Source organism: Streptomyces ardesiacus (genome assembly GCF_003112575.1).
Lineage (GTDB): Bacteria > Actinomycetota > Actinomycetes > Streptomycetales > Streptomycetaceae > Streptomyces > Streptomyces ardesiacus.
In genome coordinates, this window is record NZ_BEWC01000002.1 from 1,125,416 (window position 1) to 1,140,020 (window position 14,605).

General features: G+C 71.0%; 17 protein-coding genes and 5 tRNA genes. 18 read left to right on the forward strand and 4 right to left on the reverse strand.

Annotated features, from left to right (window positions below):
- Positions 1-176: 176 nt before the first annotated feature.
- From Sdi02f_RS12105 to Sdi02f_RS12150, 10 genes are all read left to right on the forward strand, one after another.
- Positions 177-362, forward strand: coding sequence for a hypothetical protein (locus Sdi02f_RS12105; protein WP_030402360.1), 186 nt, complete (start codon positions 177-179; stop codon positions 360-362).
- A 128-nt stretch (positions 363-490) separates the two neighbouring features.
- The gene (locus tag Sdi02f_RS12110; protein ID WP_055469385.1) at positions 491-1,267 is read left to right on the forward strand and encodes a fumarylacetoacetate hydrolase family protein; all 777 of its coding nucleotides are present in this window, start codon (positions 491-493) and stop codon (positions 1,265-1,267) included.
- Positions 1,260-2,744: a glutamate--tRNA ligase gene (gene gltX, locus Sdi02f_RS12115; protein WP_063788314.1), complete on the forward strand. Its 1,485-nt coding sequence runs from the start codon at positions 1,260-1,262 to the stop codon at positions 2,742-2,744. Before Sdi02f_RS12110 ends, gltX begins: the two co-directional genes overlap by 8 nt.
- A 122-nt stretch (positions 2,745-2,866) precedes the next feature.
- The gene (locus tag Sdi02f_RS12120; RefSeq protein ID WP_030402357.1) at positions 2,867-3,262 is read left to right on the forward strand and encodes a RidA family protein; all 396 of its coding nucleotides are present in this window, start codon (positions 2,867-2,869) and stop codon (positions 3,260-3,262) included.
- Positions 3,263-3,318: 56 nt separating this feature from the next.
- Entirely contained in the window at positions 3,319-4,053 is a 735-nt protein-coding gene (locus tag Sdi02f_RS12125; protein ID WP_030402356.1) for an HAD family hydrolase, read from the forward strand.
- Positions 4,054-4,145: 92 nt separating this feature from the next.
- Positions 4,146-4,217: transfer RNA gene (locus tag Sdi02f_RS12130), tRNA-Gln, on the forward strand.
- A gap of 39 nt (positions 4,218-4,256) precedes the next feature.
- Positions 4,257-4,329 (forward strand) — tRNA-Glu (locus tag Sdi02f_RS12135).
- A gap of 62 nt (positions 4,330-4,391) precedes the next feature.
- Positions 4,392-4,464: transfer RNA gene (locus Sdi02f_RS12140), tRNA-Glu, on the forward strand.
- A 20-nt stretch (positions 4,465-4,484) separates the two neighbouring features.
- Positions 4,485-4,556: transfer RNA gene (locus Sdi02f_RS12145), tRNA-Gln, on the forward strand.
- 44 nt (positions 4,557-4,600) lie between these two features.
- A tRNA-Glu gene (locus Sdi02f_RS12150) sits at positions 4,601-4,673 on the forward strand.
- 77 nt (positions 4,674-4,750) lie between these two features.
- Here Sdi02f_RS12150 and Sdi02f_RS12155 read toward each other — a convergent pair.
- Entirely contained in the window at positions 4,751-5,395 is a 645-nt protein-coding gene (locus tag Sdi02f_RS12155) for a MerR family transcriptional regulator (RefSeq protein WP_030402355.1), read from the reverse strand.
- Between the two features lie 82 nt (positions 5,396-5,477).
- Between Sdi02f_RS12155 and Sdi02f_RS12160 the strand changes: the two genes are divergently transcribed.
- Positions 5,478-6,041 (forward strand): DUF4188 domain-containing protein, encoded by a 564-nt coding sequence (locus tag Sdi02f_RS12160; protein ID WP_030402354.1) that lies wholly within the window; start codon positions 5,478-5,480, stop codon positions 6,039-6,041.
- Positions 6,042-6,106: 65 nt separating this feature from the next.
- Here the strand turns inward: Sdi02f_RS12160 and ndgR are convergent, their stop codons facing one another.
- Positions 6,107-6,823, reverse strand: coding sequence for an IclR family transcriptional regulator NdgR (ndgR, locus tag Sdi02f_RS12165; RefSeq protein ID WP_011030305.1), 717 nt, complete (start codon positions 6,821-6,823; stop codon positions 6,107-6,109).
- 197 nt (positions 6,824-7,020) lie between these two features.
- Between ndgR and leuC the strand changes: the two genes are divergently transcribed.
- The 4 genes from leuC to Sdi02f_RS12185 all read left to right on the forward strand — a co-directional run bounded on the left by leuC (position 7,021) and on the right by Sdi02f_RS12185 (position 10,361).
- Positions 7,021-8,451 carry a 3-isopropylmalate dehydratase large subunit gene (gene leuC / locus Sdi02f_RS12170; protein WP_030402353.1) on the forward strand — a complete coding sequence of 477 codons (1,431 nt, stop codon included), beginning with the start codon at positions 7,021-7,023 and terminating at the stop codon, positions 8,449-8,451.
- 5 nt (positions 8,452-8,456) lie between these two features.
- Complete coding sequence (leuD, locus tag Sdi02f_RS12175; protein WP_031185409.1) at positions 8,457-9,050, forward strand: 3-isopropylmalate dehydratase small subunit; 594 nt, start codon at positions 8,457-8,459, stop codon at positions 9,048-9,050.
- Between the two features lie 287 nt (positions 9,051-9,337).
- On the forward strand, positions 9,338-9,568 hold the full coding sequence (locus tag Sdi02f_RS12180) for an SCO5555 family protein (protein ID WP_031039430.1): 231 nt from the start codon (positions 9,338-9,340) through the stop codon (positions 9,566-9,568).
- Between the two features lie 136 nt (positions 9,569-9,704).
- Positions 9,705-10,361: an HU family DNA-binding protein gene (locus Sdi02f_RS12185; protein WP_031086277.1), complete on the forward strand. Its 657-nt coding sequence runs from the start codon at positions 9,705-9,707 to the stop codon at positions 10,359-10,361.
- A gap of 120 nt (positions 10,362-10,481) precedes the next feature.
- On the opposite strand, the gene Sdi02f_RS12190 is transcribed toward Sdi02f_RS12185, so the two are convergent.
- A complete protein-coding gene (locus tag Sdi02f_RS12190) occupies positions 10,482-10,697 on the reverse strand; it encodes a hypothetical protein (protein WP_030402349.1) in 216 nt (71 codons plus the stop codon).
- Between the two features lie 9 nt (positions 10,698-10,706).
- Positions 10,707-11,345: a 2-phospho-L-lactate guanylyltransferase gene (gene cofC / locus Sdi02f_RS12195; RefSeq protein WP_030402348.1), complete on the reverse strand. Its 639-nt coding sequence runs from the start codon at positions 11,343-11,345 to the stop codon at positions 10,707-10,709.
- A 143-nt stretch (positions 11,346-11,488) separates the two neighbouring features.
- On the opposite strand from cofC, the gene Sdi02f_RS12200 reads away from it, so the two are divergent.
- The 3 genes from Sdi02f_RS12200 to Sdi02f_RS12210 all read left to right on the forward strand — a co-directional run bounded on the left by Sdi02f_RS12200 (position 11,489) and on the right by Sdi02f_RS12210 (position 14,555).
- The gene (locus Sdi02f_RS12200) at positions 11,489-12,286 is read left to right on the forward strand and encodes a lysophospholipid acyltransferase family protein (protein ID WP_030402347.1); all 798 of its coding nucleotides are present in this window, start codon (positions 11,489-11,491) and stop codon (positions 12,284-12,286) included.
- Positions 12,283-13,293, forward strand: a complete 1,011-nt coding sequence (locus Sdi02f_RS12205; RefSeq protein WP_108933222.1) for an NAD(P)H-dependent glycerol-3-phosphate dehydrogenase — start codon at positions 12,283-12,285, stop codon at positions 13,291-13,293. Before Sdi02f_RS12200 ends, Sdi02f_RS12205 begins: the two co-directional genes overlap by 4 nt.
- Positions 13,294-13,385: 92 nt before the next feature.
- Positions 13,386-14,555, forward strand: coding sequence for a D-alanine--D-alanine ligase family protein (locus tag Sdi02f_RS12210; RefSeq protein WP_108933223.1), 1,170 nt, complete (start codon positions 13,386-13,388; stop codon positions 14,553-14,555).
- The last annotated feature ends 50 nt before the right edge of the window (positions 14,556-14,605 follow it).

Below are 14,605 nucleotides of genomic sequence, written 5' to 3' on the forward strand. Positions count from 1 at the left end.
TTTGACCCTTGATAAGTGAGGAAACTCACACCCTGTTCGTGGACTCCCCCGCGGTCGCCGGGGAATCGCGTGTTTAGCCTGACGCTTTACAGAGAAGGCAAAACCGACAACCCGCGCCCTCCCAGAGGCTTTCCGCGCCTCCGGGGCGCCCGGACACGACAGGGCCTCGTACAACCGTGAAGACGACGATGATGTTCCACAAGATCGCCAACCCGCGACGCACGACGCTGGCGCACCTCAAGGACGCCGACGACCTGCGGGCGCCGGAGCAGCCGGAGCACGCCGTCGAGCTCCCCACCCAGACCGCCAACCCCCGCCGCACCATCCTCATGGAGATGCCGGCCACCGCCTCCGCGGAGTAGTACGGCGCGCCGCCGCCGGTCGTTCAGCGGCGCCGACGGCCCCCGAGGGCCTGCCCGGCGGTGCGGGCCCACCGCGATAGCCTGGAGCGTCAGACTCCAGCCAGCTCAGTCAAGGGGCCAAGCAACCCGTGCGCATCGCCAGGTTCTCCATCGACGGGAACGTCGCCTTCGGCGCGGTCGAGGGCGACCAGCCGGACCAGCTCGTCCTCGACATCATCAAGGGCATCCCGTTCGCGGACCACGAGCTCTCCGGCACCAAGGTGCCCCTGAGCAAGGTGCGGCTCCTGCCGCCGGTACTCCCCAACAAGGTCGTCGCCTTCGGCCGCAACTACGCCGAGCACGCCCGTGAACTCGGCAACGAGGTACCCGACGCCCCGTTCGCCTTCTTCAAGCCGTCCACCTCCGTGATCGGCCCCGGCGACCCCATCCAGTACCCCTCCTTCAGCGAGGAACTGCACCACGAGGCCGAACTGGCCGTCGTCATCGGCCGCATGTGCCGCGAGGTCCCGCGCGAGCGCGTCAAGGACGTGATCTTCGGCTACACCTGCGCCAACGACATCACCGCCCGCGACGTGCAGCGCCGCGAGAAGCAGTGGGCCAGGGCCAAGGGCTTCGACTCCTCCTGCCCGCTCGGCCCCTGGGTGGAGACCGACCTGGACCCGGCCGACCTGACCATCCAGCTCACGGTCAACGGCGGCCAGCGCCAGCTCGGCCGCACCAGCGAGATGATCCACTCCGTCGAGGATCTGATCGTCAACATCTCCGAGGCGATGACGCTGCTGCCCGGTGACGTGATCCTCACGGGCACCCCGGCCGGCGTCGGCCCCCTCAACGTCGGCGACGAGGTCGCCGTCACCATCGAAGGCATCGGCACTCTCACCAACAAGGTTGTCAAGCGTGGCTAGCGCATCCGACTCCCCCGTACGCGTCCGTTTCTGCCCGTCCCCCACCGGCAACCCCCACGTGGGCCTGGTGCGCACCGCCCTGTTCAACTGGGCCTTCGCGCGCCACCACCAGGGCACGCTGGTCTTCCGCATCGAGGACACCGACGCGGCCCGCGACTCCGAGGAGTCGTACCAGCAGCTCCTGGACGCGATGCGCTGGCTGGGCTTCGACTGGGACGAGGGCCCCGAGGTCGGCGGCCCGCACGCGCCGTACCGCCAGTCGCAGCGCATGGAGATCTACCAGGACGTCGCCCAGAAGCTCCTGGACGCCGGCCACGCCTACCGCTGCTACTGCTCCCAGGAGGAGCTGGACACCCGCCGCGAGGCCGCCCGCGCCGCCGGCAGGCCCTCCGGCTACGACGGCCACTGCCGCGACCTGAGCGAGGCGCAGGCCGAGGAGTACCGGGCCCAGGGCCGCGAGCCCATCGTCCGCTTCCGGATGCCCGACGAGGCGATCACCTTCACGGACCTGGTCCGCGGCGAGATCACCTACCTCCCCGAGAACGTCCCGGACTACGGCATCGTCCGCGCCAACGGAGCGCCGCTCTACACGCTCGTCAACCCGGTCGACGACGCCCTGATGGAGATCACCCACGTCCTGCGCGGCGAGGACCTGCTCTCCTCCACCCCGCGCCAGATCGCCCTGTACAAGGCGCTGATCGAGCTGGGCGTCGCCCAGCAGATCCCCGCCTTCGGCCACCTGCCGTACGTCATGGGGGAGGGCAACAAGAAGCTCTCCAAGCGCGACCCGCAGTCGAGCCTCAACCTCTACCGCGAGCGCGGCTTCCTCCCCGAGGGCCTGCTCAACTACCTCTCCCTGCTCGGCTGGTCGCTCTCCGCCGACCAGGACATCTTCACGATCGAGGAGATGGTCGCCGCCTTCGACGTCACCGACGTCCAGCCCAACCCGGCGCGCTTCGACCTCAAGAAGTGCGAGGCGATCAACGCCGACCACATCCGCCTCCTGGAGACCAAGGACTTCGCCGAGCGCTGCCGCCCCTGGCTGAAGGCCCCCGCCGCGCCCTGGGCGCCGGAGGACTTCGACGAGGCCAAGTGGCAGGCGATCGCGCCGCACGCGCAGACCCGCCTGAAGGTCCTCTCCGAGATCACCGACAACGTCGACTTCCTGTTCCTGCCGGAGCCCGTCCTCGACGAGGCGAGCTGGACGAAGGCGATGAAGGAGGGCTCGGACGCGCTCCTGAGCACCGCCCGCGAGAAGCTGGACGCCGCCGACTGGACGTCCCCGGAGTCGCTCAAGGAGGCCGTCCTGGCCGCCGGCGAGGCCCACGGCCTCAAGCTCGGCAAGGCCCAGGCCCCCGTCCGCGTCGCCGTCACCGGCCGCACGGTCGGCCTGCCCCTCTTCGAGTCCCTGGAGGTCCTGGGCAAGGAGAAGGCGCTGGCGCGCATCGACGCGGCCCTGGCCCGCCTCGCGGCGTGACCGGCAGCACCCGTGAAGGGCGGCGTCCGCACGGGCGCCGCCCTTTCCGTGCCCCGCCCTTTTCGTGCCCCGCCCGGCCCCTCCGACCGGCGCCGTCGCCGAGGAGCCCGCAGACTGACGGCATGCGCCGCGAGGACATCGACCCACGCTTCTTCGGGGACCGCCTGGCCTACAACCGGGCCGTTCTCGTCGAACAGCCCCGGCGTTGGCTCGTGGTCGCCGGTCACGAGGCCCGCGACGACGACGGTGGCATCGCCGCCGTGGGCGACGTCCCCGGTCAGCTCCGGCTCACCTTCCGGCGCCTGGCCGAGACCCTGGACAAGGCCGGGTTCGCCCTGAGCGACCTCGTCCGGATCAGGATCTTCACCGTCGACATCGAGGCCGTCACGGCCCACTACGACACCGTCCTGGACGAACTGGCCGCCGCCGACTGCCGCCCCGCGAGCCTCCTGGCCGAGGTCCGCGCCCTGTCCGACCCGCGGATGCTGGTCGAGATCGAGGGCCTGGCCGTGCAGTAGGGACCGCATCCGCCGACTCCACGGCGCCCCCCGCCCGTTCCGCCTAGGCTGGCCCCATGCCGATCCAAGCCGTGGTCTGGGACGTCGACGACACGCTCTTCGACTACACCACCGCCGACCGTGAGGGCATGCGTGCCCATCTCGTCGCCGAGGGGTTGCTCGCCGGGTACGGCTCGGCGGAGGAGGCGCTCGTGCGCTGGCGGGAGATCACCGACCGGCAGTGGGCCCGCTTCGCCGCGGGCGAGGTGGACTTCGTCACACAGCGCCGCGACCGCACCCGGGTCTTCCTGGGCCGGCCCGGGCTGACGGACGCCGAGGCCGACGACTGGTTCCAGCGGTACGTCACCCACTACGAGGCCGCCTGGTCGCTCTTCCCGGACGTGCTGCCGGTCCTGGACGCCCTCGCCGACAGCCACCGGCACGCCGTGCTCTCCAACTCCAGCCTCACCGTCCAGGACCGCAAGCTGCGCGTCCTCGGCGTCCACGACCGTTTCGAGGCCGTGCTGTGCGCCGCCGAGCTGGGCGTCTCCAAACCGGACGCCGGTGCCTTCCTCGCGGCCTGCGGCGCCCTCGGTCTCGCCCCGGACGAGGTCGCCTACGTCGGCGACCACCCGGAGATCGACGGACGCGGCGCGGCCGACGCCGGGCTGCTCTCCGTGTGGATCGACCGGGGCGGCGCCCGCGCGGCCGTCGACCCGCCGTCCGGCGGGCGCCGTATCGCCTCGCTCTCCGAACTTCCCGCGCTCCTCGGCGCCGATACCCGTTTTGGAGCCCCGTCCACCTTCGGGTAATGTTCTTCCTGCGCCGCCGGAGAGCGGGCCGAAGGGCCGGGAACCGGAAGCGCAACGCTAGAACAAGATCCCCTCCGGGGCTTGCGTTCCAGTGGCCTATGGTGTAATTGGCAGCACGACTGATTCTGGTTCAGTTAGTCTAGGTTCGAGTCCTGGTAGGCCAGCTCGCAGAGCTTATCTGCACCGCGGAGCACATCCGCAAAGCCCCCGTTGTGTAGCGGCCTAGCACGCCGCCCTCTCAAGGCGGTAGCGCCGGTTCGAATCCGGTCGGGGGTACAGATCCTTCCCGCGAGGACAGCTCGGGTCGCTCCCGTTGTCTTCGATGCAGGATCGCTAGGGCCCCCGTTGTGTAGCGGCCTAGCACGCCGCCCTCTCAAGGCGGTAGCGCCGGTTCGAATCCGGTCGGGGGTACGAACTGGTCTAAACCACATTGGTCTATGGTGTAATTGGCAGCACGACTGATTCTGGTTCAGTTAGTCTAGGTTCGAGTCCTGGTAGACCAGCTCGGATCTGCGGCGATGCAGTGTTGAACGCCCGCAAGATCCACGCCCCCGTTGTGTAGCGGCCTAGCACGCCGCCCTCTCAAGGCGGTAGCGCCGGTTCGAATCCGGTCGGGGGTACGCGAAGTCCGAAGGGGGCTTCCGCTCAGGCGGAAGCCCCCTTCGGCGTTCACTCAGGCGGAAGCCCCCTTCGGCGTTCACTCGATGCCGTACCGTCGCGCCGACTCCTCCTCCTGCGCCAGGCGGTGCAGGGCCCGCAGCACCGGCTGGAAGAGCACCGCGGAGGCGACCGCCATCTCGACCTGCTCCGCGTCCGAGGCGTGGGTCTCCATGAAGTCCAGCTCCCGCCGGGCCACCTCCATCATCAACGCTCCGTACGGCGCCATCAGTTCGGCGTCCCAGGGGTAGTCGAGCCGCCGCAGCGCGGCCACCGCCACCACCAGGGAGCGGTGCACGGGGGAGAGCGGGGCCATCTCCCGGGCCGTCTCCCAGCCCAGCAGCTCCAGCAGCCGGCCCACCTCGGTGCGGGCGGCGGCCACCGCCGGGTCGGCCTCGTCCGGTTCGGCGTCCTGGGGCAGCGCCCACAGGGCCGCCCCCAGCCGGATGGTGCGGCCCAGCGACTCGTCGTCGACGTGGCCCAGCACCTCCCGGGCCGTGGCTACCGGTACCTTGCCGACCTGGATCAGCGCCCGTACCAGCCGCAGCCGGCGCAGATGGCCCTCGTCGTACTCGGCGGTGGTCGCGTTGACCTGCCGGCCGGGTGGCAACAGGCCTTCCCGCAGGTAGTACTTGATCGTCGCGGTGGAGACCCCGCTGCGCTTGCTCAGGTCGGCCAGTCGCATCCCTTGCGCCCTTCCTCGGACATCGAACACTATCGAAGGGGCACTCCTTGGAGAGTGCCGCTCACCAACACGGGGAGGCGTCATGCCGGGCAAGGCCGCGACCGCGACCCGCACCACCGCCGCCGCCGAGGGGGACGTGACCGTCCTGCTCATCGGCATGCGGATCAACCACTTCTGGGCCGTGCACCACTGGCTGCCGGTCTTCCTCGCCATGCCGCGCATGCTCCGCGAGCTGGCGAAGGACCCGGAGCGCGGACTCCTGAACCACGTCCTGCTGACGGCCTCGCCGCGGACGTACTACGTCGTCCAGTACTGGGAGTCCAAGGAGAAGCTCTACGCGTACGCCCACTCGTCCGACACCTTCCACCGCCGGGCGTGGGCGGCCGTCAACGGCAGGGAGCGCAAGGGCGCGGTGCGCGGCCACGTGGGGCTGTGGCACGAGGCCTACGTCGTGCCCGAGGGGTCGTACGAGTCGATCTACGCCGACATGCCCGCGTTCGGGCTCGCGGCGGCGCACGGACAGGTGCCGCTCGAACGACGGGGCAGGCGTGCCCGGGACCGCTTCGCGTACCGGTCGCACAGCGGTGCCGGGGAGCGGGCGCGCAAGCGCGTGGTGGCCCGGGGAGAGCTCCCGGACGGGGACTGAGAACGGCGCGGGGCCCGCCGCGGCGTTGAGGCGGGCCCGTGACCGGTCGGAGGTGTCCTCGGCGGTCAGCCGTTGCGGCGCAGGGCCTCGGAGAGGCGGCCGGCGGCGTCGATGATGGCCTGCGCGTGCATGCGGCCGGGGTGGCGGGTGAGGCGCTCGATGGGGCCGGAGACGGACACGGCGGCCACCACGCGGTTGGACGGGCCGCGCACCGGGGCGGAGACCGACGCGACACCGGGCTCGCGCTCGCCGATGGACTGGGCCCAGCCGCGGCGCCGCACGCCGGACAGCGCCGTCGCCGTGAACCGGGCGCCCTGGAGGCCGCGGTGGAGACGCTCGGGCTCCTCCCAGGCCATCAGGATCTGCGCCGAGGAGCCGGCCTTCATGGTGAGCGTGGAGCCGACCGGGACCGTGTCCCTGAGGCCGGACAGGCGCTCGGCCGCGGCCACGCAGATGCGCATGTCGCCCTGGCGGCGGTAGAGCTGGGCGCTCTCGCCGGTGACGTCGCGCAGGTGGGTGAGGACCGGGCCGGCCGTCGCGAGCAGGCGGTCCTCGCCGGCCGCCGCCGCCAGTTCGGCCAGGCGCGGGCCGAGGATGAAACGGCCCTGCATGTCGCGCGCCACCATGCGGTGGTGTTCCAGCGCCACGGCCAGGCGGTGGGCCGTGGGTCGTGCCAGTCCGGTCGCACCGACCAACCCCGCGAGGGTGGCCGGGCCGGACTCCAGAGCGCTCAGGACGAGGGCCGCCTTGTCCAGAACGCCGACGCCGCTACTGTTGTCCATGCAACGATACTCCCGTCTCACTCTGTGAAACGCAAGTTCAATTTTCCGTGGAACCCGCCACTCTGGAAGGCACGAAGTCACAACGGCCCGTGACGAGAGGGCCTGGTGGCGGCTGCCCGGAAACACAGGGGTGCGGGCACCGCTTCCCCAAGATCACTAGTTGGGTCGGCGCTTCGCCGCCGACCGAAGGGAAAGCGATGGGTAGGACACTCGCGGAGAAGGTCTGGGACGACCACGTCGTCCGGCGCGCCGAGGGCGAGCCCGACCTCCTCTTCATCGATCTGCACCTGCTGCACGAGGTGACCAGCCCGCAGGCCTTCGACGGCCTCCGCAAGAGCGGCCGCCCGGTGCGGCGGCTCGACCTGACCATCGCCACCGAGGACCACAACACCCCGACGCTCGACATCGACAAGCCCATCGCGGACCCGGTCTCCCGGGCCCAGCTGGAGACGCTGCGCAAGAACTGCGCGGAGTTCGGCGTCCGGCTGCACCCGCTGGGCGACGTCGAGCAGGGCGTCGTGCACGTGGTCGGCCCCCAGCTCGGCCTGACCCAGCCCGGCACCACCGTGGTCTGCGGCGACTCGCACACCTCCACGCACGGCGCCTTCGGCGCGCTGGCGTTCGGCATCGGCACCTCCCAGGTCGAGCACGTGCTGGCCACCCAGACGCTGCCGATGGCCCGCCCCAAGACCATGGCGATCACCGTCAACGGGGAACTGCCCGACGGCGTCACGGCCAAGGACCTGATCCTGGCGATCATCGCGAAGATCGGTACCGGCGGCGGTCAGGGCTACATCCTGGAGTACCGCGGCGAGGCCGTCGAGAAGCTCTCGATGGAGGCCCGCATGACCATCTGCAACATGTCGATCGAGGCCGGCGCCCGCGCGGGCATGATCGCCCCCGACGAGACCACCTTCGCCTACCTCAAGGGCCGCCCGCACGCCCCCGAGGGCGCCGACTGGGACGCGGCGGTCGCGTACTGGAAGACCTTGCGCACGGACGACGACGCCGAGTTCGACGCCGAGGTGGTCATCGAGGCCGCCGAGCTGGCGCCGTTCGTCACCTGGGGCACCAACCCCGGCCAGGGCGCGCCGCTTTCCGCCGCCGTCCCCGACCCGGCCTCGTACGAAGACGCCTCGGAGCGCTTCGCCGCCGAAAAGGCCCTGGAGTACATGGGCTTGGAGGCCGGCCAGCCGCTGCGCTCCATCAAGGTGGACACCGTCTTCGTGGGCTCCTGCACCAACGGCCGCATCGAGGACCTGCGCGCCGCCGCGGAGATCGTCCGGGACCGCAAAGTCGCCGACGGTGTACGCATGCTGGTCGTCCCGGGCTCCGCGCGGGTCGGTCTGCAGGCCGTCTCCGAGGGCCTGGACGTGGTCTTCAAGGAAGCCGGCGCCGAATGGCGGCACGCGGGCTGCTCGATGTGCCTGGGCATGAACCCGGACCAGCTCGCCCCCGGTGAGCGCTCCGCGTCCACCTCCAACCGCAACTTCGAGGGGCGCCAGGGCAAGGGCGGCCGCACCCACCTGGTGTCGCCGCAGGTCGCGGCCGCGACGGCGGTCCTGGGCCACCTGGCCTCCCCGGCCGACCTGTCCGCCGCCGACGTCCCCACGCCCGCTGGAGTCTGAGAGTCATGGAAGCGTTCACCAAGCACACCGGCCGGGCCGTCCCGCTGCGCCGCAGCAACGTCGACACCGACCAGATCATCCCCGCCCACTGGCTCAAGAAGGTGACGCGGGACGGGTTCGAGGACGGGCTGTTCGAGGCCTGGCGCAAGGACCCGGAGTTCGTGCTCAACCGGCCCGAGCGCGCGGGCGCCACGGTGCTGGTCGCGGGCCCCGACTTCGGCACCGGCTCCTCCCGCGAGCACGCCGTCTGGGCGCTGCAGAACTACGGCTTCAAGACCGTGATCTCCTCCCGCTTCGCCGACATCTTCCGCGGCAACTCCCTCAAGAACGGCCTGCTCACGGTGGTCCTCGACCAGAAGACCGTGGACGCGCTGTGGGAGCTGGTGGAGAAGGACCCCCAGGCCGAGATCACGGTCGACCTGGAGGCCCGCGAGGTCCGCGCCGAGGGCGTCACCGCCTCCTTCGAGCTGGACGAGAACTCCCGCTGGCGGCTGCTGAACGGGCTGGACGACATCTCGATCACCCTCCGCAACGAGGACGAAATCGCCGCGTACGAGGCCGGCCGCCCGTCGTTCAAGCCGCAGACCCTCCAGGTCTGATCCCGCCGGGCCACGGGTCTCCCTCCCCGAGGCTTCGCAAGGTCGAGTTTCGGCCACCCAACACCCGCGCCGTACCCCCGATCAGCCCGATCGGGGGTACGGCCGTTTTCGGATCCTCCCGGGGCCGCCGGTGACCGGAGGGACGCACAACTTCCCACGTTAGAGGCGTGGTTGCGGGGGTACTCAAGTTCCCGAGGACCGGCCTCGGGTTGCGCCGGGAGGGTCGTTCGAGGCGGCAGTTGCCCCCTGCGCAGGCGACAACTCGCCCCAGATGGCACAATCTGTGCATGGAACACGACGGCCAACTCGAGCTCTATACGGCGGTCGCGGTCCGGCTCAAGGAAGCGCACACAAGAGTGCGCGCACTGCAAGTCCCGGAGGGCGTACGGATGGCGCTGACCCGGAAGCTGCTGGTCATTACGGCCGCGGCCAAACACGATCTCGCCGGTGCGGCAGGGCGCCTGGATCGGTTCGTCGCCGACCTCGACGCGGGCCGTATCCCCGAAGAGGACGGCTGAACCGGCCGGGCCGCCCGAGTCCGTTGCGGCACAAGGGTGATTAGCCCGTTTCGTGTTTGATTTGCGGTATATATCTGCCTAACGTGCGAAAAAGCTTGAACACATTCGTTCTGGCGATGTCTCCGAAGGGGAAGACGTGAACAAGGCGCAGCTCGTAGAAGCGATTGCCGACAAGCTGGGCGGCCGGCAGCAGGCCGCCGACGCTGTCGACGCGGTCCTGGACGCCCTCGTCCGTGCCGTCGTCGCGGGCGACCGGGTCTCGGTCACCGGCTTCGGTTCTTTCGAGAAGGTCGACCGCCCCGCCCGTTACGCCCGCAACCCGCAGACGGGTGAGCGGGTTCGGGTCAAGAAGACCTCCGTGCCGCGCTTCCGCGCGGGCCAGGGCTTCAAGGACCTGGTGAGCGGCTCGAAGAAGCTTCCGAAGAACGACATCGCGGTCAAGAAGGCCCCCAAGGGCAGCCTGTCCGGCCCGCCGCCCACCATCTCCAAGGCCGCGGGCAAGAAGGCCGCCGCCAAGAAGGCCACGGGCGCGGCGAAGAAGACCACGGGCGCGGCCAAGAAGACGTCCGCGGCGGCGAAGAAGACCACCGCGAAGAAGACCACCGGCGCCGCGAAGACGACGGCGAAGAAGACCACCGCCAAGAAGTCCGCCGCCAAGAGCACCACGGCGGCCGCGAAGAAGACCGCCGCCAAGAAGGCCCCGGCGAAGAAGGCGACCGCCAAGAAGGCCCCGGCCAAGAAGTCGACGGCCCGCAAGACCACCGCCAAGAAGGCCACCGCCCGCAAGAAGTAGGCAGCAGGCAGCGACGAGCAGCAGCAGGCGAACGGGCACAGGGCACTCACGCGCCGGGCCGGACTCCCTCTCGGAGTCCGGCCCGCGGCGTGTTTGGGGCCGCTGCGAGCGCCCCGCGGGTCAGAAGGTCTGCAGCGTCACCAGCGTGATCCGGCGCCCTGCGCCCTCGGCCGTGTCCTCGCCCTCGACCTCGATGCGCACCCGCTGCCCGGGCCGCAGCAGCCTGAGGCCCCCCGCGTCGAACGCCGCCGCGTCGAAGGGCACCGGCGTGCCGTCGTCGAGCAGCACCTGCCCGCTGCGGCTCTCGGGGTCGTACGTGTACGCGGTCGCCTGCATGCGCGCAGCCTACTGCCCGGCGATCAGCAGCCGCGCCGCCACCGCGGCCGTTCGGGGGCCCACGCCCAGCGCCAGCGCGGAGCGCAGATCACCGCCGGTGTCGACGTCCTGGCGTACGGAATCCACCGCGTCGAGACGTAGTTCCACCGCGCCGGAGGCACGATGGCGGGCCCGTGAATCCGTACCGAATGCGGGGGCCAGGGGCAGGCCCGGGGCCACGGCCAGCAAGGTGGTGCCGATTCCTGCCGCGTCCGGGAGAAAAGCGCGCGGGAATTGCCCGGCCGCGGCCAGGACCCGGGCCAATTCCGCCGGCCGCAGCGCGGGAAGATCGGCGTTGAGCGCGGCCACCGGGCTTTCCGGACGACGTGCCCCCACCACGGCCGCCGCGTGCGTCAGCGCGGCGTTCAGGCCGCCGCCGGGCTCCTCCCGGACGATGCCCGCGCCGAGCGCCGCCAGCTCCCGTCCGGCCTCCGCGTCGTCCGTGACGACTGCCACATCCGCCACCGCCGGGCAGGCCAGCGCGGCCGCCACGGTGTCCTGCGCGAACGCCAGCGCCAGCCCCGGCCGCACCCCGTCGTCCGCGGTGTCCGCCAGCCTGCTCTTGGCCCGGGCGAGGGGCTTCACGGGTACGACCAAGGTCCACTGCACGAGGGTTCCGTCCTTCTCTCGTCGCCGTCATTGTCACCTGCGAGACCTGGCGGTTCACTCTTCGGGGCGTACGGTGTTCTCGACAGACGGACGGCCCGGGGCGACACTTGTCCGGCCCCAGGCCCAGGAGGAAAGGTGTCAGCGTGCCCCGCCGCAGAATCGGCTTCTGGTACCGCTTGGCCGCGGTGATCTGCAAACCGCCGCTGGTGGTTCTGATCAAGCGGGACTGGCGGGGAATGGAGAACATTCCGGCCGAGGGCGGATTTATCACCGCCGTGAACCACAATTCGCACGTCGACCCCTTCGCGTACGCGCACTACCAGTACAACACCGGACGTGTCCCGCGATTCCTGGCGAAGAGCGGCCTTTTCAAGAAGGGCTTCGTCGGCGCCGCGATGCGGGGGACCGGGCAGATCCCCGTCTACCGCGAGAGCACGGACGCGCTGAGCGCCTTCCGCGCCGCGATCGACGCCGTCGAGCGCGGCGAGTGCGTCGCGTTCTACCCCGAGGGCACCCTCACCCGCGACCCGGACGGCTGGCCGATGACCGGCAAGACCGGTGCCGCGCGCGTCGCCCTGCAGACCAAGTGCCCGGTGATCCCGGTCGCCCAGTGGGGCTGCAACGAACTGCTGCCGCCGTACGCCAAGAAGCCGAACCTCCTGCCGCGCAAGACCCACCAGGTGCTCGCCGGCCCGCCGGTGGACCTGTCGCGGTTCTACGGCAGGGAGATGACCGCGGAGGTGCTGAAGGAGGCCACCGAGGTCATCATGGCCGCCGTCACCCGCCAGCTCGAGGAGATCCGCGGGGAGAAGGCACCCGAGACCCCCTACGACCCGCGCCGCGAGCGGATCGAACAGCGGCGCCGCACGCAGGCGCAGGCGCAGGCGCAGTCGGCGCCGCCACGGACGCACGGAACGCAGGCAGAAGGGCAGAGCACGTGAGCAAGCCGGTCAAGGCGGCCGTCTTCGGCACCGGATCCTGGGGCACCGCCTTCGGCACGGTCCTCGCCGACGCGGGCTGCGACGTCACCCTGTGGGGCCGTCGCGCCGCGCTCGCCGACGCCGTCAACTCCACCCGCACCAACCCGGACTACCTGCCGGGCGTGGAACTCCCCGAGAACCTGCGGGCCACCACCGACGCCGCCGAGGCCGCGCGGGACGCCGACTTCACCGTCCTCGCCGTCCCCTCCCAGACGCTGCGCGCGGGACTCGCCGACTGGACGCCGCTGCTGGCGCCCGGCACCGTCCTGGTCTCGCTCATGAAGGGCGTCGAACTCGGCTCCGCGATGCGGATGAGCGAGGTGATCGGGGACGTCGCCAAGGTCGGCCCCGAGCGCATCGCCGTGGTCACCGGCCCCAACCTGGCCCGCGAGATCGCCTCCCGCATGCCCGCGGCCGCCGTCGTCGCCTGCCCCGACGAGTCCGTCGCCCAGCGGCTCCAGACCGCCTGCCACACACCGTACTTCCGCCCCTACACCAACACCGACGTCGTCGGCTGCGAACTGGGCGGCGCCGTGAAGAACGTGATCGGCCTCGCCGTCGGCATCGCGGACGGCATGGGCCTGGGCGACAACGCCAAGGGCTCGCTCATCACCCGTGGCCTCGCCGAGACCACCCGCCTCGGGGTCGCGCTCGGCGCCGACCCGCTGACCTTCTCCGGACTCGCCGGGCTCGGCGACCTGGTGGCGACCTGCTCCTCGCCGCTGTCGCGCAACCACACCTTCGGCACCAACCTCGGCAAGGGCATGACGCTGGAGGAGACCATCGCGGTCACCAAGCAGACCGCCGAGGGCGTCAAGTCCTGCGTGTCCGTGCTGGACCTGGCCCGCAGGCACGGCGTCGACATGCCGATCACCGAGACGGTCGTCGCCATCGTGCACGAGGGCAAGTCCCCGGTGGTCGCGGTGAAGGAACTGATGTCGCGCAGCGCGAAGCCGGAACGACGCTGAGCGACGCCGCCCGGGGCCCGGCCGGACCCGGGCGCCACGCGGCCCCGCCGACGCTGTCTCACGGCACACCGGGCGGGTACTCTCAACGCGATATGAGCACCGAGAACCTCCCCCAGAGCCCTGAGACGAGCCCTCAGCGGCCGCCGCGCAAGCCGCGTGTGGCCGTCGTGTTCGGCGGGCGCAGCTCCGAACACGGGATCTCCGTGGTCACCGCCGGCGCCGTCCTCGCGGCCATCGACCGGACGCGCTACGACGTCCTGCCGATCGGCATCACCCGGGACGGCCGCTGGGCCCTCACCGCCGACGAACCGGAACGCATGGCGATCACCGAACGCCGTACGCCCGACGTCGAGGAACTGGCCGAGTCGACCGAGGGCGGCGTGCTGCTGCCCGTCGACCCCGCCAACCGCGAGGTCGTCTACAGCGAACCCGGTTCGGTGCCCAAGGCGCTCGGCGAGGTCGACGTCGTCTTCCCGGTGCTGCACGGTCCCTACGGCGAGGACGGCACCCTCCAGGGCCTGCTGGAGCTGTCCGGCGTGCCCTACGTCGGCGCGGGCGTGCTCGCCTCGGCCGTCGGCCAGGACAAGGAGTACATGAAGGCGGTCTTCGCCTCCTACGGGCTCAAGGTCGGCCCGTACGTGGTGGTCCGGCCCCGGGAGTGGAAGCAGGACCGTTCCGGCGCCCGCAGGAAGATCGTGGACTTCGCCGGGGAGCACGGCTGGCCGCTGTTCGTGAAGCCCGCGCGCGCGGGTTCCTCGATCGGCATCACCAAGGTCGACGACCTCTCCGGCCTCGACGAGGCGATCGAGGAGGCCCGGCGCCACGACCCGAAGATCCTGGTCGAGGCGGCGCTGCGGGGCCGGGAGATCGAGTGCGGGGTGCTGGAGTTCGAGGACGGCCCCCGGGCCTCCGTCCCGGCCGAGATCCCGCCGCCCTCGGAGCACGCGTACTACGACTTCGAGGCCAAGTACATCGACTCCACCCCCGGCATCGTGCCGGCGCCGCTCGACGCCGAGGAGACCGCCGAGGTCCAGCGGCTGGCGGTGGCGGCCTTCGACGCGGCCTCCTGCGAGGGGCTGGTGCGCGCGGACTTCTTCCTCACCGAGGACGGCGAGTTCGTCATCAACGAGATCAACACCATGCCCGGCTTCACGCCGATCTCCATGTACCCGCAGATGTGGCAGGCCAGCGGCGTGAGCTACCCGGAGCTGGTGGACCGGCTGGTCCAGGCGGCGCTGCGGCGGTCCACGGGACTGCGCTGACGCCTCCCGGCCCGCCGCGCATCCGTTCCGTCCACCGTGGAGAAGGCGAT